This window comes from Flagellimonas chongwuensis, from assembly GCF_013376415.1.
Classification (GTDB): Bacteria; Bacteroidota; Bacteroidia; order Flavobacteriales; family Flavobacteriaceae; genus Flagellimonas; species Flagellimonas chongwuensis.
The window spans coordinates 685,433-706,952 of the sequence record NZ_WYET01000004.1 but is presented as its reverse complement, the minus strand read 5'-3'; the positions used below and the strand labels follow the sequence as shown (position 1 = coordinate 706,952).

The 21,520-nt window shown below is 42.8% G+C and carries 16 protein-coding genes; 14 read left to right on the top strand and 2 right to left on the bottom strand.

The window, feature by feature from the left end:
* Nucleotides 1-112: 112 nt before the first annotated feature.
* The 6 genes from GUA46_RS10275 to GUA46_RS10250 are packed head-to-tail and all read left to right on the top strand — an operon-like array spanning nt 113 to nt 10,282.
* Entirely contained in the window at nt 113-3,364 is a 3,252-nt protein-coding gene (locus GUA46_RS10275) for a SusC/RagA family TonB-linked outer membrane protein (protein ID WP_176620410.1), read from the top strand.
* A gap of 18 nt (nt 3,365-3,382) precedes the next feature.
* Entirely contained in the window at nt 3,383-4,801 is a 1,419-nt protein-coding gene (locus tag GUA46_RS10270) for a SusD/RagB family nutrient-binding outer membrane lipoprotein (RefSeq protein ID WP_176620409.1), read from the top strand.
* A gap of 26 nt (nt 4,802-4,827) precedes the next feature.
* Entirely contained in the window at nt 4,828-5,607 is a 780-nt protein-coding gene (locus tag GUA46_RS10265) for an SGNH/GDSL hydrolase family protein (protein WP_218109540.1), read from the top strand.
* Nucleotides 5,604-7,088 carry an SLC13 family permease gene (locus tag GUA46_RS10260; RefSeq protein WP_176620408.1) on the top strand — a complete coding sequence of 495 codons (1,485 nt, stop codon included), beginning with the start codon at nt 5,604-5,606 and terminating at the stop codon, nt 7,086-7,088. Before GUA46_RS10265 ends, GUA46_RS10260 begins: the two co-directional genes overlap by 4 nt.
* Nucleotides 7,089-7,109: 21 nt before the next feature.
* Nucleotides 7,110-8,876: an Ig-like domain-containing domain gene (locus tag GUA46_RS10255; RefSeq protein WP_176620407.1), complete on the top strand. Its 1,767-nt coding sequence runs from the start codon at nt 7,110-7,112 to the stop codon at nt 8,874-8,876.
* Nucleotides 8,877-8,893: 17 nt separating this feature from the next.
* Nucleotides 8,894-10,282 (top strand): Ig-like domain-containing domain, encoded by a 1,389-nt coding sequence (locus tag GUA46_RS10250; RefSeq protein ID WP_176620406.1) that lies wholly within the window; start codon nt 8,894-8,896, stop codon nt 10,280-10,282.
* A 207-nt stretch (nt 10,283-10,489) separates the two neighbouring features.
* Here GUA46_RS10250 and GUA46_RS10245 read toward each other — a convergent pair whose 3' ends face one another.
* Nucleotides 10,490-11,212 carry an NUDIX hydrolase gene (locus tag GUA46_RS10245; protein WP_176620405.1) on the bottom strand — a complete coding sequence of 241 codons (723 nt, stop codon included), beginning with the start codon at nt 11,210-11,212 and terminating at the stop codon, nt 10,490-10,492.
* A gap of 92 nt (nt 11,213-11,304) precedes the next feature.
* Here GUA46_RS10245 and GUA46_RS10240 point away from each other — a divergent pair, with 92 nt between their 5' ends.
* From GUA46_RS10240 to GUA46_RS10205, 8 genes are all read left to right on the top strand, one after another.
* Entirely contained in the window at nt 11,305-12,933 is a 1,629-nt protein-coding gene (locus GUA46_RS10240) for a carboxylesterase/lipase family protein (protein WP_176620404.1), read from the top strand.
* Nucleotides 12,930-14,234: a CitMHS family transporter gene (locus tag GUA46_RS10235; RefSeq protein ID WP_176620403.1), complete on the top strand. Its 1,305-nt coding sequence runs from the start codon at nt 12,930-12,932 to the stop codon at nt 14,232-14,234. The genes GUA46_RS10240 and GUA46_RS10235 overlap by 4 nt, the downstream gene beginning before the upstream one ends.
* 3 nt (nt 14,235-14,237) lie before the next feature.
* A complete protein-coding gene (locus GUA46_RS10230) occupies nt 14,238-15,581 on the top strand; it encodes an acyclic terpene utilization AtuA family protein (RefSeq protein WP_176620402.1) in 1,344 nt (447 codons plus the stop codon).
* The gene (locus GUA46_RS10225) at nt 15,571-15,882 is read left to right on the top strand and encodes an AtuA-related protein (protein WP_176620401.1); all 312 of its coding nucleotides are present in this window, start codon (nt 15,571-15,573) and stop codon (nt 15,880-15,882) included. The genes GUA46_RS10230 and GUA46_RS10225 overlap by 11 nt, the downstream gene beginning before the upstream one ends.
* Before the next feature lie 10 nt (nt 15,883-15,892).
* Nucleotides 15,893-16,921 (top strand): alpha/beta hydrolase, encoded by a 1,029-nt coding sequence (locus GUA46_RS10220; protein WP_176620400.1) that lies wholly within the window; start codon nt 15,893-15,895, stop codon nt 16,919-16,921.
* Nucleotides 16,922-17,232: 311 nt separating this feature from the next.
* Complete coding sequence (locus GUA46_RS10215; RefSeq protein WP_176620399.1) at nt 17,233-18,720, top strand: xylulokinase; 1,488 nt, start codon at nt 17,233-17,235, stop codon at nt 18,718-18,720.
* On the top strand, nt 18,720-20,045 hold the full coding sequence (gene xylA, locus GUA46_RS10210; protein WP_108244495.1) for a xylose isomerase: 1,326 nt from the start codon (nt 18,720-18,722) through the stop codon (nt 20,043-20,045). Before GUA46_RS10215 ends, xylA begins: the two co-directional genes overlap by 1 nt.
* A 165-nt stretch (nt 20,046-20,210) precedes the next feature.
* Nucleotides 20,211-21,248, top strand: a complete 1,038-nt coding sequence (locus GUA46_RS10205; protein ID WP_159075740.1) for a LacI family DNA-binding transcriptional regulator — start codon at nt 20,211-20,213, stop codon at nt 21,246-21,248.
* Between the two features lie 47 nt (nt 21,249-21,295).
* Here the strand turns inward: GUA46_RS10205 and GUA46_RS10200 are convergent, their stop codons facing one another.
* Nucleotides 21,296-21,520, bottom strand: a complete 225-nt coding sequence (locus GUA46_RS10200; protein ID WP_176620398.1) for a hypothetical protein — start codon at nt 21,518-21,520, stop codon at nt 21,296-21,298.

The following is a 21,520-nucleotide window of genomic DNA, read 5'->3' as shown; positions in this document are numbered from 1 at the left end:
ATGATGATTATTTATATAATTGTCAATCATATAAGCACAATAATATCAAAACAACAACTTTTGTTTTTTTGGTAGTTTTTACTCTAAACTAATCAAACTTAAAACATTTAAAATGAAATTCAGACTTAAGCATGCATTTTTGCTTCTTGGGGTCCTTTCCTTTCAAATTGTATCTTCTCAAAAACAAATTTCAGGAAAAGTAACTGACGAAAATGGGCAGCCATTGCCCGGGGTTTCCATACTTGAGCGAGAGACAACTAATGGAACCACTTCAGACTTTGATGGTAATTACGCCATTACGGTACGCGATGAATCCTCACAAGTTCTATTCAGTTATATTGGGTTTACCACGGTAACCAAAACGGTGGGGAGCGGTGCTACCTTAAATATTGTAATGGAAGAGAGTGCAGAGGCCCTTGATGAGGTTGTCGTAACTTCTTTGGGATTTAAGGAACAGAAAGACGATTTGGGTTATGCCAGTTCTACGGTTTCTGGGAACAAGGTGGCCGAGGCAGGGGAGACCAATGTACTCAATAGTTTATCGGGTAAATCCTCCGGAGTACGTATTTCACGGAACTCGAGCGATCCGGGGGCAGGTTCCTACATTCAGATCAGGGGGGTGTCTTCCATCACCCGAAACAGTCAACCGCTTATTATTGTGGACGGCGTTCCCATTAGTAACGATGTGCGAGGAAACAGCGATAGCGGTGGAGTGAACCAAGAATCAAGGCTGAACGATATCAATCCGAACGATATCGAGAGCATTACCGTACTCAAAGGAGCATCGGCAGCGGCTCTATGGGGTACCCAGGCCTTAGGCGGTGTCATCAATATTACGACCAAAACCGGTAAATTCAACAGCCGACTTTCCGTAAGCTTAAAGAGTACCTATTCCTACGATGAAATTAACCGTAGATATCCGCAACAGGATGAATACGGCCAGGGCGATAATGGGGTATATGATCAAAGGGCCAGGGATTCCTGGGGCGATAAGCTGTCCGAAAGGTCCGGTGGCCTGGATGAACTGGATACCTCGGGCGAGTTTTATCTGGATCAAAACGGAAATGTCCATTATCCTATTCTGAACAAAAACTCAAGGGAAACCTTCCATGATTCCAATTTTGATAAGATTTTTAATAATGGACACTTTTTGGAAAACAACTTGAGCATTAGTGGAGGCAATCAAAAAGGTTCCATGTTCTTTAGCTTGGGAAATCTGGACCAACAAGGTATCATCAGGAACAATTCCGATTATAATAGAACGACCATGCGCTTTAATGCCAGACAAAACTTTACCGATGCAATTAGTTTGAAGATCAGCTCCTCCTATTCACGGACCAAGTCCAATAGAATTTTAAAAGGAGCTAACAGTTCAGGACTATATCTCGGATTGCTAAGGAATCCAGTGGATTTTGATATTACCGGTTATCGGGGGGACTATTTTGCAAATAGCGACGCTACACCTGTATCCGACAGACAACGATCATACAGAGAACCCTTGGGCGCGGATGGTACGCCCACCTACAATAACCCACTGTGGACCATAAACGAGCAGGAAAATTTGGCCAAGGTAGATCGTTTCATCACCAATGTGGAGTTGACCGCTACGCCCAACTCTTGGTTGACCTTGATCGGTAGAGTGGGACTTGACCATTACAGTGAGAAAAGAAATCAATTTTTCACACCAGGTTCCGCATCTGGTTCTTATAGTACCGGTTTTATTAGCCAGGAGTTGGCGACCAATACCATTTTTAATATGGATTACATCGCCAAGACCAATTTTGACCTAACAGATAATGTCAGTGGTGATTTTTTGTTGGGATTTAATTATAACGATAAATCAAGAGCGGTGAATGGATATGTCGGGACCAACTTTGTTCAGTTCCTCGATGTGGACAGTGGTATACGGGATTCGGATAATATCCTGCCCGAAAATATAGAGACCAATAGTTCCCAAGGACAAGAACGGACCGTGGGGGTATATTCATCGGCATCATTTGCGCTGTACGAGATGTTGTATGTAAATGCCACGGTCAGGGGCGAGACCGCTTCTACTTTTGGGGATATGGACAACAAGGCATTCATTTTTCCATCTACCTCTGTGGCTTGGCAGTTTTCCGAGTTGGAACCTTTTCTGGAAAGTACCTTCTTTTCTTTTGGAAAATTACGGGCTTCCTATGGTGAGGTAGGTGTACAGCCCGCCCGATACAACACCTCAAATGTATATGTTTCCCCCACATTTGGCGATTCATACGGAGGAGGACTGAATCTTGGGTTGTTCGGTAATGGAGCTTTTGTACCAAGTGCCAGTCGTGGTAATACCAATTTGAAACCAGAAAGGAAAAAGGAAATGGAGTTAGGTTTGGACCTACGCTTTTTTAGGAACAAACTTTCCATAAGTGGAACATACTTTTCAAATGTTACGGAAGATGTGTTGTTGGAGTTTCCACAGGCCAATTCAACGGGCTACACATCCGTATATACCAATGGCGCTGAAATTGAAAACAAAGGATACGAACTGGATTTAGGCTATCGTATCATAGATACGGGGGATTTTAGCTGGTCGATAGATGCGAATTTCACACAAGTTCGTAATAAGGTGACCGACTTAGCAGGAATAGAATCCCTAAACCTAGGAGGTCTTTCTGCAGTTAGTTCCCGTGCGGTAGAAGGAGAGCCTTTGGGTGTCTTGTGGGGGTCCAGAACCCTCCGGAACGAAGATGGTTCCATTGTTTATGATGAATACGGATTTCCCGAGCAAGACCAGGTTGAAGGTGTAATCGGTGACCCCAACCCAGATTGGCAAGGGTCATTGACCACAAGCATTTCGTACAAGAATTTTAGATTGACAGCCCTGCTGGAAACCTATCAAGGTGCAGATATTTATGCCGGAACCAAATCCGTGATGCGCGATTTGGGAACCTGGTACGATACGGCCAATGAGGTCACGGCGACACGAAATTACTTTACTGCGGACGGTAACATTATCAATATCGGGGAAACCTTTAGGGGGAATGTACAGGATTTTGGTGCAGGCCCAGTTGCTCTTACCGAAGCTTGGTACAATGGGGATGGAGGATTTTTCAGCAATGGAAATGATGAACTGTATATTGAAGATGGTTCATGGACCCGTTTAAGGGAATTAAGCCTTTCCTATCGTTTAAAAAATGCATGGATGGCGGATTCCATGGGAATTCAATCCGCTGAATTTTCAGTGACCGGAAGAAACCTGTTCTTATGGGCCCCATTTGAAGGAAACGACCCCGATACCAATCTTTCGGGGGTAAGTGCAGCTAGAGGGATAGATTATTTCAACAACCCAAGCACTAAATCCTACTTGTTTAGCCTAACACTTAACTTCTAATCAAAAAAAACTATTATAATGAAACGCTATATATCCATCGTAATACTTTGTACGCTACTGGCATCCTGTAGTGACTTGGTCGACGACTTGAACAACGACCCCAATAACCTTACGGAGAGTTCCTTCAGTTCTGTGCTGACGGGGGCAGAAGTGGGAAACCTATTGTTCCAGAGCGGAGAATCGGCCCGTAGAGCCGCTATTTTTGCCGGCCAGTATAGAGGAATAGATAGACAGCATGAAGGGTTCTATAATTATTCGGTGACTACCAGTGATTTTGATGCCCTTTGGAACGATGCCTTTGTAAATGGCTACAGAAACGCGTTGATTGCGGAAGAGACCGCTCTCAATGATGAAATTGGCCCGATAGCTCAGGGAATAGCCTTGGTTTTACAGGCACAGGTAGCAGGTTCCATCGCATCCCTATATGGTGATATCCCTTTTGATGAAGCTGGAAATGTTGCTATAACAGATCCTGTGTTTGAAAGTCAGACCTCGGTCTATGGAAAAATACAGAACACCTTGGATACCGCAATTTCGTTGTTGGGCCAAGGAACTGGAAGACCAAGTGCCGGTTCCGATATTTATTTTGATGGGGGCGCCAATGCATGGATAGAGGCCGCTTATACGCTTAAGGCACGTTTTTACATGCATACCAAGAACTATCAAGCCGCATTGAATGCCGCGGGCAACGGAATTAGCTCCATGGCGAACAGTATGTATGGACCGCATGGAACTGCGGCGGAAAACTCCAATCTCAATTATCAATTTTTTGCCATTGAGGTACGCCAGTCCGATCTTATAGTATCCGATTTTATGGCAAGCCTTGTGGATTCAGGTGCAGGAAATCCGATACCCTCCAATTATAGGGGTAATGCCAAGACCGATGAAACAGGACGATATGGTTTTCTTTTCACCACGAATAGCACAGGAATACAGCCAAATATAGAAGACGGTATTGCGGCCCAGGATGCCCCGGCACCTTTGGTCACCTATGAGGAAAACCTTCTGATATTAGCAGAGGCAGGACTAAGGGCCAGTGGTTTTGGTACAGGACTATCCAATCTGAACGAGTACAGGGCATTTATGGACACGGGAGGATACCTTAGAAATGTAGACCTATCCCAAGTAAACTATGAACCTTATGTGTCGGCGGATTTTGAAGTAGGAGGAATTGAAAATACGGATGGTATCAGTCCAGAAAATGCCCTGCTCCGCGAAATCTTGGAAGAACGTTACATTACCTTGTTTGGACAAATAGAAACCTTCAACGATACCCGAAGAACCGAGGGAGAAACGGTTGTCAGGGTACCTATCGCCCCGAACACGGGCAATGAGCTGCCACAACGGTTTTTGTATCCACAATCTGAAATAGACAGGAACGATAATGTTCCCAACCCAATTCCCAACTTTTTTGACGAAACCCCGGTCAATCAATAAACCAATAAGAATTGCATTATCAAATTATGAGAAATAAACATATCAAAAATCTGAGTATATGGATTGTTGCACTGGTGCTGACCATTCCGGTTCAGCTAAGTGCCCAAGAAAAGGAAGACCCCATCAAAATATTGTTTGTTGGAAATAGCTTCACCTACTTTTGGAACATGCCCCAATTGGTGGATGCTATGGCGGAAACACAGGGGGTTGATATTTCTGCACATCAATCCACAGTGGGTGGCAGTAATTTGGAACAGCATTGGAAAAGTGAAAAAGGAACCGTTACCCGCCAACTACTTGAAGAGAAAGAATGGGACTATGTGGTGTTTGGTGACCATAGCCTTAGTACCATAGACACTCCGGAACGTTTTAAGGAATATGGGAGCAAGTTTGCCGAATTGGTCCGTTCCAAAGGAGCGGAGCCCATTTTCTATATGACCTGGGCCTATAAATCCAATCCATTGATGCAAGAGACCATTACCAAAGGGTACATGGATCTGGCCACATCGCTAAATGCAAAAGTGTTGCCAGTGGGACCAGTATATATGAAGGCTAGAACTGCGAGGCCTGATTTGGAATTCTATTTTGATGACAAACATCCTTCTTCAGATGGTACGTATTTGATTGCTTTGACCATTACCAAATTGCTTACGGGCAAATCCATTCTTGAGGTTCCAGACCGTTTGATTACCAAGGATGCGAACGACGAAAAATTATATCTATCGTTTGTTTTACCAACCACAGGTGACTTTTTGAGACAATTGGTGGATGAAATGAATTTTGAACCTTACAAGACCCAAAAATGAGTTTGGTAAAAAGAAATATTTTTTTGGTACTGGGGCCATTGGTCTTTTTGATACTGCAAACCTTTGACCCTCCTTCGGGTATGCCAGAGAGTGCTTTTAGCATGTTGGGAATCACCCTTTGGATGGCCATATGGTGGGTGACCGAGGCTATCCCAATTGGGGTGACCGCACTTTTGCCCATCATTCTATTTCCATTGACGGGAGCTGTAGACTTATCGAGTACCACTGCTTCATACGGACACAAGTACATTTTTTTATATATGGGCGGCTTTATGTTGGCCATTGCCATCGAAAAATGGAATCTGCACAAACGGATTGCTTTGCAGGTTATTCGCATCATAGGGACCAATGTCTCCAAGATCATTCTGGGCTTTATGGTGGCAACAGCATTCTTGTCCATGTGGATTTCCAACACCGCCACTTCAGTAATGATGTTGCCCATAGCCATGTCCATTGTTACACAGCTAAAGGACAATCCAGCTACACGGGAAGACGAAAACTTGATTTTTGGAAAGGCGCTTATGCTCGGAATAGCCTACAGTGCTTCCATTGGAGGGGTGGCCACCTTGATTGGAACACCTCCGAATTTGGTCTTCGCCGGTTATGTAGAAGAGGTCTACGGGATAGAGATTACGTTCTGGCAATGGGCCAAGTGGGGATTGCCCATAGCAATTCCACTTTTGGTCATCGCTTGGATTTACCTGACCAAGTTTGCCTTTACGTTTAAACAGAAAGAGTTTCCAGGTGGAAGGGAGGAAATCAATGCATTGATAAAACAACTGGGGCCCATGAAGAAGGAAGAAAAAATAGTCTTGGGCATCTTTGTCCTTACCGCTTTTGCTTGGATAACCCGCTCTTTTGTGCTTCAACCCTTGTTGCCAGCCATCGATGATACCATAATAGCCATGTGCGCTGGTATTTTGTTGTTTACCATTAAAAGTGACAACAAAAAGGAACCTTTGATCAATTGGGAAGACGCTGTAAAGCTTCCTTGGGGAATCATATTGCTGTTTGGAGGGGGTATGGCCTTGGCCTCTGGTTTTGAAACGACCGGATTGGCAGAATGGCTGGGCAGTCAAATGAGTCTGTTGCAAGGATTGGCCCTTATTGTATTGGTTGTAGTAATCGTTGCCTCCGTAAATTTTATTACCGAGGTAACCTCAAACTTGGCTACGACCGCCATGTTGCTTCCTATTTTGGCACCGATTGCCATAGGACTCGACATCAACCCTTACATATTAATGGTGGCTACCACAGTGGCTGCTTCCTGTGCTTTTATGCTTCCCGTGGCAACACCGCCCAATGCGGTTGTTTTTGGGTCGGGATATTTAAAAATATCCGATATGGCAAAGAGTGGGATATGGATGAACATTGTTTCCATAGTGTTCCTTTCACTTATGGTGTACTACTTACTGCCTCTTATTTGGGATTTTCATCCAAGGGAGTTCAGTGCATTTATTTCAGAAAAGATTACCAAATGACAAACTAAAAATTAACTAAACATGAAAACGTATAAAAACCCAATATTGCACATAGCCTTTTTTATGGTGTTTTTATTTATTGGTTGTAACGATGACGATGAAGGAACTATTTTAGATGACGGCTCGTTGCGAGTATTGACCACCAATATAACCGAAACAAATTTTGGGACCAGTGTCGAAAATGTTCCGGTGAACACCTCGGTCGATTTGATTTTTTCCCATAGTTTAAACACCGAAGCTATAGTATCGGCCCTGGAATTTACTTCAGGTTCCGCAAACGTAGATTACGAAATTGAATTTTCAAACACCGACTCAAATGTTAGTTTGATACCAAGTGAGTTGGACTATGAAACGAGTTATACGGTAACATTGCCAGAGGGAACGTATGGTGTTGAAGGTGAATCCTTGGAAACCCCTTTTGCAATTAATTTCACTACCGCAGCTTTTGTGCCACCGACTCTGAGCTTGTCTAGCGATGTTTCCGAATTACAGGAAGACGGTGAAACGGCGACGATCACGGCAACCTTGAATAAAGTTGCAAACGATGATGTGACCGCTGCCATCATTTTTGATGGAAGTGCCACCAAGGATGTGGACTATACTTTTTCCGGGGAGGAAACTATCACTATTCCTCAAGGCTCTTTATCCGTTTCTTTTGAGATTACCACAGTATTGGATGGCGAAAATGAAGGCAACGAGCTGATTGATATTTCATTGGGAGAAGTAACCAATGCCTCCAGTAGCTCGGAAGGGATAACGGTAGCCATTATTGAGCAATTACCTGCTTTATCCTTAAAGGGGATTATGGCCCTAACATGGGATGGTTCCGGTACCAATGATGGTAAGGCCATCCATCTTGTGGCTAATCAGGATATTGCCGACTTGAGCCTTTATGGTCTGGGAACAGCGAACAATGGTGGTGGAACGGATGGAAACGAGTTTACCTTGCCTGCGATTTCTGTTGCAGCAGGGGATGATATCTTAGTAGCAAGGGAAATGGCATTGTTATCCACTTACCTAGGTGGGTGTGCCGGTGAGTTCGAGCATGTACTCCAAGCTGAATCAGCAATTAACCAAAACGGGGACGATGCCATTGAACTGTTCCAAGGAGATACTGTCATCGAAACCTATGGGGACGCTAACGTAGATGGTACAGGTGAGGCCTGGGAATATTCCGGAACTTGGGCCTATAAATTTGATGGGTTCTGGACCACTGGCGGGCTTGATTGCTCCGTTGGCTCCACTACTTCTGCCGATTCCAACTGTCCTTACCCCATTTGTAACGAAGCACTTTCCTTAAAAGGAGTACTGGCCCTATCATGGGACGGTAGTGGGACCAATGGAGGAAAGGCCGTTCACTTAAAGGTAAATAAGAAAATTCCCGATTTGAGCATATACAGTATCGGTGTTGCCAACAATGGAGGTGGTACCGACGGTATCGAATATACACTGCCGGCAATTGCCGTAGAGGAAGGGGACGATATTCTTCTGGCTCGCGAGCAAGCAACTATAGCTGCTTATTTTGGTGGCTGTATCGATTCGTTCGAACACATTATCGAGACCGAGTCCATGAACCAAAATGGTGATGATGCCATAGAACTGTTCAATGGAACTACCGTGGTTGAAACCTTTGGTGATGTTGATGTGGACGGAACAGGGGCAGCCTGGGAATATTCGGGATCTTGGGCCTATAAGGAGGGTGCAACCTGGATGACAGGTGGTGTAGATTGCGCTGCTGGTTCCACCACAACACAAGAGTCGGCCTGTACCTATCCGGCATGTAATTAATTTATTAAAAGAATAAGATGAATAAAAATATAGTTAAGAAGCTTCAAATTGTTCTAATGAGTATGGTTGTGCTTTGGTTAACCGCATGTAGTGAAGATGATGATGCCACAACGGGCTCGTTAAACGTGATTTCCGTTAAATTGAACGACACGGTGTTTACCGATGATATGCAGGGTGTTCCATTGAACAGTACTTTTGAGGTTGTTTTTTCGTCCGCAGTGGAACCCGATGTATTTGAAAATGTGGTGTATATAAGTGCAGGACAGGAGAATGTGACCTATGCGGCGCAATACCTTAACCAATCCACTAAGGTGCTGATTGGTTTGGACGATATGGTACCCAACACGGCCTATACAATTAATATTGATGCTGGTCGAATTGGTGTCGAGGGAAAAATGCTCCAACAGGCGGTTTCCTATTCTTTTACAACAGAAAATGCGGAAACGAATGCAAAGACCCCATGCCTTTCGGCATCTGAAGATTGTATGCAAAGAATCGAGTTTTTGGACGCTTCAGAACAATCCTTATCCTTTGATGTTTATTCAAACTATGATTTTATCGAAGACACCGAGTTTGTATGGGACTTTATAGAGAAGGTCGTTGTGGTAGTCCACGGAGCCAATCGAGATGCAGATAATTATTTCAATTATATGGTCAATTCGTTGCAAAGTATGGAGTTGGAAGAAACCACACTGGTCGTGGCACCGTATTTTCAAGATAATGGAACGGCCCCAGCAAATGGATTGATATGGAACGATTCCAGATGGCGTGAAGGAGCAAACGCAGGAAACAATAATGCCGCAATTAGCTCCTTTACTGTAATGGATAGTCTGGTGAATCGCTTTTCGAACCAAGAGAAGTTTCCCAATGTAGAGACCATTTTTATTACCGGACATTCATCCGGAGCCACTTATACACAACATTATGCCTTGGCCAATAAAGTGCAGGCTACGATAGAAGGTATTGATTTTCAGTATGTGGTGGCAAACAATCAATATTTCTATTATCCAGATGGCCAGCGCTATAATGAGGATACCTCCAGTTTCTATGAGCCTATGGATTGTGAGGGATACGATTTTTGGCCCTATGGATATGAGTTTGCGGTACCTTATTTGGATGGCATTGATGCAACTACCTTGACCCAACAGCAAGTTTCCCGGAATACGGTTTACTTTTTGGGAAGTGATGACACATCAACGGAAGGAACTCTTAACACTACGGACTGTCAAGCAACTTTGTTGGGGTCCAATCGCTTCATTAGGGGGGAGCATATGTTTCAATACATGGAAACATTTTACCCTACCGACCATAATCATAGAAGAATAGTAGTGCCCAATGTGGCACACGATGGTAACGGGATGTTCAATTCACCTGAGTTCAAGGATTATTTTTTGGAATTTGAGTAAGGTGATTGTGATGTAGAGTAAAATTCAAGGATAGTTTATTTTTGATTTAGTTAATTTAAGATGGCCCACTATGGGTCATCTTTTTTTTAACTTACTATATTTTCAAATTCAATAGTCATTATAAAATTTTGAAAATCAAACACATATTGTGTCGAATGTTTCCAAATTTTTGTTCGGTTTTGAAAATAGATCCAAATGATTCTAGCTTTACTTGATTTTAAAACTATAGAGGTATGGGGCTCTATGGGCTCCCCCTGTAAATAGCTTTTCATGACGGACCAAGTTTTTTGTAGCCAGCATCCTCCGCTGGAATGCAGTACGCTTGAAGGTTTCGCCCGTTATCTTTTCATAGGCATTCTGCAATTCTTTCATGGTAAATTTTGCAGGAAGCAGATTCATGCCCAATAATTTTTTGTCCAGATTTTCACGTAGGGTTTCAAGTGCTTTATGAACGATTTCCTCGTGGTCCATCATCAATGGGGGAAGTTCATCCAAAGAATACCACTCAATACTGTCGGCCAAAGGATCAGGAATGGGATTGACTTCTTCAAAATTGATCAGTGCATAATAGGCAATGGAAATAAACCGGTCCAATAACCACTCATTGGCCTTAATATCCAGTCCGTTCATTTCCAATATTTGTTCCATCGCTTTGGAATCAGATCTATTGAGACCTCCAAAAGTTTGGAACTGTTCCAAATAGAGGTCATCAATTCCAGTTCGTTCCTCTACGCCTTTGGTGACAGCTTCGGCCAGACTTTCATTTCGTCGTACAAATCCTCCGGGTAAAGCGAACAAGCCCGTGTTATGATACTCCAATATCAAGATTTTTAAGTCTTTTCCATTAAATCCAAATATGACAGAATCAAATGCGATATGGGAAAGATAGTCTTCTTTGTTAAGGCTTTGTGGATGTTTATCGGTATTCAAAACTGAAATTTTGGTAAATAAAGCATGAAAATTCGAAAAAACAAAGTATTATTGTAACAAACTGTTACAATAACAAAGAGAACAAACGCACAATGAAGAAATTAGCTATTACCTTAATGATTTTATTAGGACTTGGCATTAGTGCTCATGCACAGAACACCAATGCCTTTCCGGTCCAGGTAAAACTGAAAAATGGAACAATTGAAGGGCTTTACGATACCCATTCGGGCATCCAAAAGTATTTTGGGATTCCCTTTGCAAAACCACCTGTAGGGGAACTCCGCTGGAAAGCTCCCCAGCCTTTGGATGCATGGCAAGGTGTCAAGGAAACCAAGGAATTTGGTCCGCGACCTATACAGGCTATGGTATTCGGGGATATGAAATCCCGCTCAAAAGGTTTGAGCGAGGACTGTCTATACTTAAATGTATGGACACCTGCTAAGCACAGCGAAAAAGACTTTCCTGTTTTGGTCTATTTCTATGGAGGAGGAAACGTTGCTGGAGATGCATCCGAGTATAGATACGACGGCGAAAGCATGGCCAAAAAGGGCATTGTGGTCGTGACAACCAATTATCGCCTGAATATTTTTGGGAATTTGGCACACCCGGAACTTACCAAAGAGGCCCCATACAAAGCATCTGGTAATTATGGTCAATTGGATCAGAACATGGCCCTCAAGTGGGTGCAGGACAATATTGCGGCATTTGGCGGAAATCCTGAGAAAGTGACCATTGCAGGGGAGTCAGCTGGCTCCATAGGAGTCAGTGTACAGATGGCCTCTCCCTTATCAAAAAACCTTATTGCGGGGGCAATAGGAGAAAGCGGAGCTGCAATTTCACCTACTATGGCTCCTGTTTCCTTGGAAAAGGCAGAGAAACAAGGAACACAGTTTCTTGAAAGCACAGGTGTGGAAAATATTGCTGAGCTAAGGAAACTGAGCACACGTGAGATTTATGAAAAGTACAACGACTCTAAAAGGTTTGGTTTTCCCATGGTAATTGATGGCTATCTTCTGCCAAAAACGCTGCCTGAAATTTTTGCTTCGAAACAACAGGCCCAAGTGCCGTTATTGGTTGGATGGAATTCTGCGGAAATACCGGGTATGGCATTTACACAGGGACCAATCACAAAAGAGGCTTTTGTTGAAAAGGTAAAGCAAAACTATCCCAAGAAGTATGAGGAAGTTTTGGAACTCTATCCTCACGGCACATCCACGGAAGTAGAATGGGCAGCAACCAATCTGGCATCCGATAACTTTATAGTTTATAGTACATGGAAATGGTTCGATTTGCACCGTAAAAACTCAGACCAACCGGTTTATCGATATCTATACAGTAAGATACGTCCACCTTTACGAGATCAAAGCAAAGTCTCAGGATTGGCGGGTGGAACCGTAGAAAAGGATTCCGGTGCACCTCAGATGCCCAAAGCAATCGGGGCACCGCATGCTGCAGAAATCGAATATGCTATGGGCAATTTACACCTTGTGGATGATTATGCCTGGACCCCTGATGATTATAAAGCATCCGCTACCATGCAGGAGTTCTTTGCAAACTTTATTAAAACAGGTGACCCCAATGGCGATGAGCTTCCGACTTGGAATGCTTCCAAGAGTAATGAGAGTAACCCTCCCGTAATGGTCATCAACACGGAGAGTAACCTTACCAAGGCATCGAACGATGCTCGCTATAACTTTTTAGACCAAGTGTATAAAAATTGATTCTCTTTACTGGAATAGCGATTACTGTGATATTGCTAGCACTTATCCTTTCTAAAAAGGTAAGTGCCCTTTCCGCTTTGATTCTGGTCCCTATTATAGGTTCGTTGATTGCAGGATTTGGTCTGGATACCGCCGAGTTTGCGGTCCAGGGCATTAAAAACATTGCACCTGTGGTCGCCATGTTCGTTTTCGCCATATTGTTTTTTGGTATTTTGACTGATGCTGGGATGTTCGATCCGATTATCAATACCATCCTTAGATTGGTGGGACGCAATCTAGTAAAAATTACCATAGGTACTGCAATTCTTTCAATGATTGTTCACTTGGACGGTTCTGGAGCAGTTACTTTTCTCATTGCCGTTCCCGCTATGTTACCTCTTTTTGAGAAACTCAAAATGGACAAAAGGGTATTGGCCTGTGTTGTTGCCCTTGGTGCAGGAACGATGAACCTCGTCCCTTGGGGCGGACCTACCATTCGGGCAGCTACGGCACTACAGGTCGAGATAACGGAATTGTACACTCCTGTAATGATACCCCAATTGTTCGGAATATTGTTTGTTTTGGTCATTGCATGGTATTTAGGCTCCAAAGAGGCTAAAAGACTTCAACTGGGCTCCATGGATGTTGATAAAGATGATGGCTATCAGAAAAAAGTTTCAGAAGAAGAAAAAAGGATGAGAAGGCCTCAATTGTTCTGGTTCAATATCGTGTTGACCATTGCAGTGATTGTATTGCTGATCAGGGGTATTGTCGCCCCTGCACTGCCGTTTATGCTAGGTACTATAATTGCCCTAATGGTAAACTATCCAAACCTTAAAGATCAAGCTTCCCGGATAGATTCCCACGCAAAAGCAGCCCTTTTGATGGCAAGTATACTACTGGCAGCGGGTGTCTTTACAGGTATTATGACAGAATCTGGAATGATTTCTGAAATGGCGCGTGCAATGGCCAATGTAATTCCTGATGGCGCAGGGGAACAAATTCCGCTTATTATGGCAGTCACCAGTATGCCACTGAGCTTTGTTTTTGACCCGGATTCCTTCTATTTTGGATTTTTGCCCGTGATATCCGAAGTGGCAGGTCAATTTAATGTAGAGCCCATTAGTGTGGGTCAGGCCGCCATATTGGGGCAAATGACCACTGGGTTTCCATTGAGCCCATTGACAGCAACGACATTCTTGCTCATCGGTTTGGCGAAAGTGGATTTAGCGGAGCATCAGCGGTTCACTTTTAAATATGCATTCGGTGCGACCATTGTTATGACCATTGTATCTATATTGATAGGAACTATTCCCATATAAAGCATGATACCAGAAAAAATTATTCGCATTGGCTCGGGAGCAGGGTATTCGGGTGACCGGATAGAACCCGCTGTGGACCTGATAAAAGAGGGCAATTTGGATTATATCATATTCGAATGTCTTGCAGAGCGGACCATTGCCTTGGCACAATTGCAGAAAATGCAGGATCCTGAGCTGGGATATGACCCCTTGTTGGAAGAGCGGATGAAGGCCTGCTTGACACATTGTGTTTCAAAAAAGGTCAGGCTTATCAGCAATATGGGGGCAGCCAATCCATTGGCGGCAGCAAAGAAGACCGCAACGATTGCCCAAGAACTTGGTCTAACCAACTTAAAAATAGCCGCCGTGTTCGGGGATGATGTTATGTCCATGTTGGATTTCAGCACACAGACCTTTTTGGAAAGCAGCGAACCCCTATCGGTTTTAGGGAATAAAATCATTTCCGCAAATGCTTATATGGGCGTTGAGGGAATTTTAATAGCATTGGAAGCAGGGGCAGATATTATATTGACAGGAAGAGTGGCCGACCCTTCCTTGTTTTTGGCTCCACTTATCCATGAATTCGCTTGGTCAATGGATGACTATCCTCTCTTGGGAAAAGGAACGGTCTTAGGGCATTTAATGGAATGTGCGGGCCAAGTATGTGGGGGCTATTTTGCGGATGGAGTTAAAAAACAAGTTCCTAACTTGGGCAATCTGGGGTATCCTATTGCAGAAATAAACAACGATGGTTTGTTCCATATTACCAAATTAAAGGATTCGGGTGGTATGGTGACACCTGCAACCTGTAAAGAACAATTGTTGTACGAGGTGCATGATCCTTCCGCATATTTGACGCCTGATGTGGTTGCGGATTTTTCCAATATAATATTAAAGGAGATAGAAAAGGACAAAGTTGAAGTTTACGGTGCTTCAGGAAAGGAACTGACCGGAAAGCTGAAAGTTTCGGTGGGGTATCACGATGGTTACATGGCTGATGCGCAAATAAGTTATGGCGGGAGCTATGCATTGGAAAGGGCCCAATTGGCCATTGAAATTGTCAAGGAGCGACTTAGAGCCAAGAATCTCGAAGTAGAAGATATTCTTTTTGATCTTATCGGAACCAATAGTCTTTTTAAAGAATATGTTTCGGACATCAACCCTCAAGAAGTACGGTTGCGTATAGCGGCCAAAACCAAAACCAAGGAAGCAGCCGTAAAACTGGTCAATGAAGTGGAAACCCTATATACCAACGGTCCGGCAGCCGGTGGCGGTATTTCCAAATTAGTTACGGAGGTTATAGCCATTCAATCCATTTTGATGGACAAAAAAAAGGTGGTGCCACAGGTTGAATATTATGAAACTTAAAGAGATAGCACATTCACGAACAGGAGATAAAGGAGATATGGTAAATATCTCTGTGATTGCCTTTGATGAGAAGGATTATCCCATAATTCAAAAAAAAGTGACCGTCGAAAAAGTCAAGCTGTTTTTAGGTGAAACGATTCAAGGCGAAATAATACGGTATGAGGTTACAACATTGGGCGCAATCAATTTTGTAATGCACAAAGCTCTTAGGGGAGGGGTAACCCGTTCGTTGCGATTGGACAAACATGGCAAGACATTATCCTCTATTCTGTTGGAAATGCCCATAAATACTAACGATTAAAAGCAAATTGATGAAAAAGTTTTTACACTTCACATTGTTGATTTTCGCCTTTCAGATAATACATGCGCAATCTGAAACGGGGAGTATTGTCATAGATTCCATTTATTCGAAGCATTTGGTGAATGATTTTGGAGAGAACCCTACTCGGAAAGTCGGGGTATATCTTCCACCTAACTATGGAACCGAAACCAAAAAATATCCGGTTATCTATTTTTTGCACGGATTTTATGGCGACCATACCCTATTGGAATCTATGAAGGAAATTTTGGACTTTGCCATAGCCACTAAACGTATTCGACCCTTTATTCTGGTGATACCCGACCAAAAAACAACTTATGAAGGTAGTTTCTATTCCAATTCAGGAATTTTTGGAAACTGGGAAGATTTCACGGTAGAGGATTTGGTTGCCTATATGGACAAGAATTATCGTACCATACCCAAAAAGGAAAGTCGTGGGATAACCGGGCATAGTATGGGCGGTTATGGAGCCTTGAATATTGCCATGAAACATCCTGATGTGTTCAATACAGTATACGCCATCAGTCCAGGAGCTCTGGCCATAGTTAGGGAATATGGCCCTAACAGCGACACCTTTAAAGAACTATCTGAAATCTCCACCTATGAAGGATTGGAAAAAACCTACTTTGGAAAAGTAATGGTAGCATTTGCACGCTCATGGTCTCCGAATTCCAACAATCCGCCTTTTTATTGCGATTTTCCATTTGGATACGAAGATGGGGAATTGGTCATACACCAAGAAATACTCAAAAAATGGCACGATAATATGCCGTTTTACAATCTTGAGAATTATATAGACAACTTGAAAAGTTTAAGGGCCATTAAAATGGATTGGGGGCGTAATGCAGGAGAACGCTTTACGCAACAATGTAAAATGTTCAGTATTAAATTGGAGAATCTGGGCATTGACCATTTTGCAGAAGAATACATTGGAACCCATGTGAACAATATATACACGAAAGATGGGCGTATTCCACAACAGGTGTTGCCCTTTTTTGAATATTATCTGGAATTTAGATAACGACAATAAGGCTGTAGGTCAAACTGGGATATCAATATTCTTTACACTTGAATGATTGAGTAATTCATCAAACGGATTTTTCCATAAAGTTATTTATCATCCATTTCTAAAATTATCTACGAAAACCATTTCGAAACGCAGATGAATAATTGGTTTTATTATAAATTATTGTAATACAGTAAGTTAATTGGTTTCTTTTGAACAGTTCAATTCGAACCTAAACAATCTTGCTTTGGATTGTTTTAACTTAAAGAACACTTTTGAACTGGGCATTTTTTATATTTAACCATATAGTTCAACAATTAACTTTCATGTATTATATAGGTATTGATTTGGGCAGTTCTTCAATAAAGATTGCACTGGTCGAAGCGTCCACAGGTAAAAAAGTAACGGTCGTACAGGAGCCGGAAGAAGAAATGTCCATGATGGCCACAAAACCAGGTTGGGCGGAACAAAGCCCTGAACTTTGGTGGGAATTGGTATGCAAGGGGATTAAAAGAATTTTAAAAGATCATAAGATATCGCCGGCCAATATTTCAGGGTTGGGAATTGCGTATCAAATGCATGGACTTGTTATTGTTGATACCGCCGGCATACCACTAAGAAATTCCATTATTTGGTGTGATAGTCGTGCCGTGGAAATTGGTAACCGCGCCTACAAGGAGATGGGCGAGGAAAAGTGTGATACCAGATTATTGAACGCCCCTGGAAATTTTACAGCATCCAAATTAGCCTGGGTCCGCGAAAATGAGCCCGAAGTGTTTGATAAAGTCTATAAGTTTATGCTGCCCGGCGATTATATAGGGTACAGACTGACCGGTAAAATAGCTTCAACCATATCAGGTTTATCAGAAGGTGTTTTTTGGGATTTTGTGGAGAACCGGGTTTCCAATGAAGTTCTTGAACATTATGGAATTCCAGAATCCATGGTTCCGGATACAGTGGATACTTTTGGGAACCAAGGAGAGGTGTCCAAAGAAGGTGCGCAACAAAGCGGTCTATTGGAAGGTACGCCTATTTTATATCGCTCAGGGGACCAGCCCAACAATGCACTGTCCCTTAACATTTTTGAACCGGGTGAAGTGGCTGCTACAGGCGGCACTTCGGGAGTAGTATATGCCATTACGGACAACCTTTCGGTTAAGGAAAGCTCTCGGGTCAATAATTTTGCTCATGTCAACTATCGTCCGGACACTCATACTAGAATAGGAAAGCTGCTATGTATCAATGGGTCCGGTATACAATATAGATGGCTTCTGAACAACCTGGATGTAGCCTCCTATGAAGAAATGAACGATTTGGCATCGAAAATAGAGATTGGTTCGGACGGACTCAGTATAATTCCCTTTGGTAACGGAGCTGAGCGTATGTTGAACAACCAAGATATCGGTACCCGCATTGTGAACCTTGACCTTAATAGACACTCAAAGGCACATCTCTGTAGGGCCGCATTGGAGGGAATTGCATTTTCATTTGTATACGGTATGGAAATTATGAGTTCAGACGGTGCTAGGGCAAAGGTGATACGGGCAGGCAACGATAATCTATTTAGGTCTGCCATATTTGCCGGTACCATTTCTACCCTAATTCAAGAAGAAATAGAAATATACAATACAACGGGCGCCATAGGTGCGGCCAGAGCATGTGCCATATATGAACATGGCCAAGAAAAGTTTACATCTTATATGAACAACGACCATGTGATGACTTATAGGCCGCTTGACAATAAGGAGCTCTATCAAAAGGCATATGAGAATTGGAAAAATGAACTACAACTAATATTAAAAACAAAAAAATAATGGCACATTTAGGCAACAAAGAATATTTCACCGGAATAGGTGATATTAAATTTGAAGGAAGGGAATCCGATAACCCTTTGGCATTTAAATTCTATAATCCGGACCAAGTGGTGGCGGGCAAAACCATGAGGGAACATTTTAAGTTTGCCATGGCTTATTGGCATACGCTATGTGGAACGGGGGGAGACCCTTTTGGCCCCGGTACCAAAAATTTTCCATGGTCTGTGGATAAAGACCCAATTAAGGCAGCAAAGGATAAGGCTGATGCCGCTTTCGAATTTGTGACGAAAATGGGATTCGATTATTATTGCTTCCATGATTTTGACCTAGTGGATGAGGCAGATTCTTTGGCCGAATCCGAAAAACGACTGTCTACCATAGTGGATTATTTGAAGGAAAAGCAATCTGCCTCTGGGGTAAAATTGCTCTGGGGCACCGCAAATTGCTTTTCAAACCCTCGTTACATGAACGGTGCAGCTTCCAATCCCAATTTTGATGTACTGGCCTACGCCGGTGCACAAGTAAAAATGGCTCTGGACGCTACTATTGCACTTGGCGGTGAAAATTATGTGTTTTGGGGAGGGCGTGAAGGATACATGTCTCTATTGAACACGGATATGAAACGGGAGCAGGACAATATAGGCCGATTTTTGGGCATGGCTCGGGATTATGCACGCAAGCAAGGTTTCAAAGGAACTTTCTTTATTGAGCCAAAACCGATGGAACCCACAAAACACCAATATGACTTTGATGCTGCTACCTCTATCAACTCTATACGGGAATACGGACTGGAGGATGATTTTAAGCTCAATATTGAAGTGAACCACGCCACCTTGGCACAACACACCTTTCAACACGAACTACAAGTCGCAGCCAATGCGGGGATGCTTGGAAGTATCGATGCCAACCGGGGCGACTATCAAAATGGTTGGGACACCGATCAGTTCCCCAATAATGTGCTAGAGGTAACTGAAGCCATGTTGGTCTTCCTCAAATCGGGTGGATTGCAAGGCGGAGGTGTCAATTTTGACGCCAAAACACGAAGAAACAGTACCGATTTGGAGGATATTTTCCATGCCCACATAGGAGGCGCGGACACCTTTGCCAGGGCACTTTTGGCCGCTAATGCAATCATTGAGGAATCTTCATACGAAGAACTTTTAAGTCAAAGGTATGCATCCTTTCAAGAGGGCAAAGGAGCTGAGTTCAGCTCAGGAAAATTGGAATTTTCCGATCTTTTTAAGCATGCTCTGGAAACAGGTGAGCCAAAACAGATCAGTGGCAAACAAGAGTTGTTCGAGAACATTGTTGGGAGATTTGTTTAGTACTCCAATAATTAACATTCACGTTTATACTGACCGCCCATTGGATTTTTGAAATTCTGAATGGGCGGTTTGCCATTAATTAAATTTCTTCTGGAATGCTCCTGCTCTAAAGATGGTTTCGATGATATTAAATTGCTATCTTTTAGAGCTATATTTACGGTATCCATGAACAAATTGACCCTAAAGACCATTGCTGCCCATTTTAATGTATCGGTATCCACGGTTTCTAAAGCTATAAACGATAGCCATGAAATTAGTGAGGAGCTTAAGGTCAAGATTAGGAAATTTGCCAAACAGAACCACTATAAGCCCAATCGTGTAGCCCTCAACCTTTTAAATAGGAATACCAAGACAATTGGTGTGGTAATCCCTAATATTTTGAACTATTTTTTTGTTCAAGTCCTATTTGGTATAGAACAGGTTGCCGATGAAAGGGGATATAGTATTATTACCTGCAGTACCAATGAATCTTTGGGAAAAGAGGTTAAGATCCTGGATTTCTTATGCTCAGGATCAGTGGACGGGGTTATTATTTCCACTGTTGCTGGAGAGGCTCAATTGTCCGAACACATTGCACATTTTGAGGAATTGTTACAAAAGCAGATTCCATTGGTCATGTTTGATAGGGTAACCGAAATGATCGAGTGTGACAAAGTGGTCGTGGACGATATTGAGGCCGGTTACAAGGCCACAAAACATTTTTTGGAAACAGGGTGTCGCTCTTTGGCCATCATAAACCCAATCCCCAATTCTTCAATAGGCCGGTTAAGGATTGAAGGTTTTAAAAGAGCATTGAAGGAACAAGGCATTCCTTTTGATTCAGATATGGTAGTATCGCTCGGAGTGGAGGATGATCTAGAACTTACTATTTCACTTTCTTTAAACTTGAAAGAACTAAATGGAATTTTGGTCTTTGATGAGATTACTACCGTTAAGGTAATGGACCTTTTGCGCTCCAAAGGTTTTTTAATACCAAAGGATATCTCTGTAATCGGGTTTACCAACGGAGAACTATCAAGATACGCCAGTCCACCAGTAACAATGATCAGTCAACATGGCCGTTTTATCGGAGAGACCTCTGCCAATAAATTGATTGATAGGATAGAGGGAAAGGACGATAAAGCGAAGTTTGAAACTAAGACTATAAAAACAAGTCTTGTGGTAAGGCAATCCACGCTTAGTATGGAACAACAAGATTTTTGAAGTATTAGCGAAGAATATTGGGGTGATGGAATTTGCAACGAGCCTGTTTAATCGGACAGATCAATTACCTTTTTGCTTTTGCCCATCTTACGGAACCCGGTAATGGATTTTATCGTGGAGCCTTGAATATGAATAATCTTGTTGGGGAATAATTGATTGCTCTTACTGTCATACAAAAGGCCGGCCTTGATGAAAACATCACTTTGTTGCCCAATTGATTTGGTGTGAGGGTATAAGAAAATCAGGAGGAAAATAACGAGTACTCTGGTCAT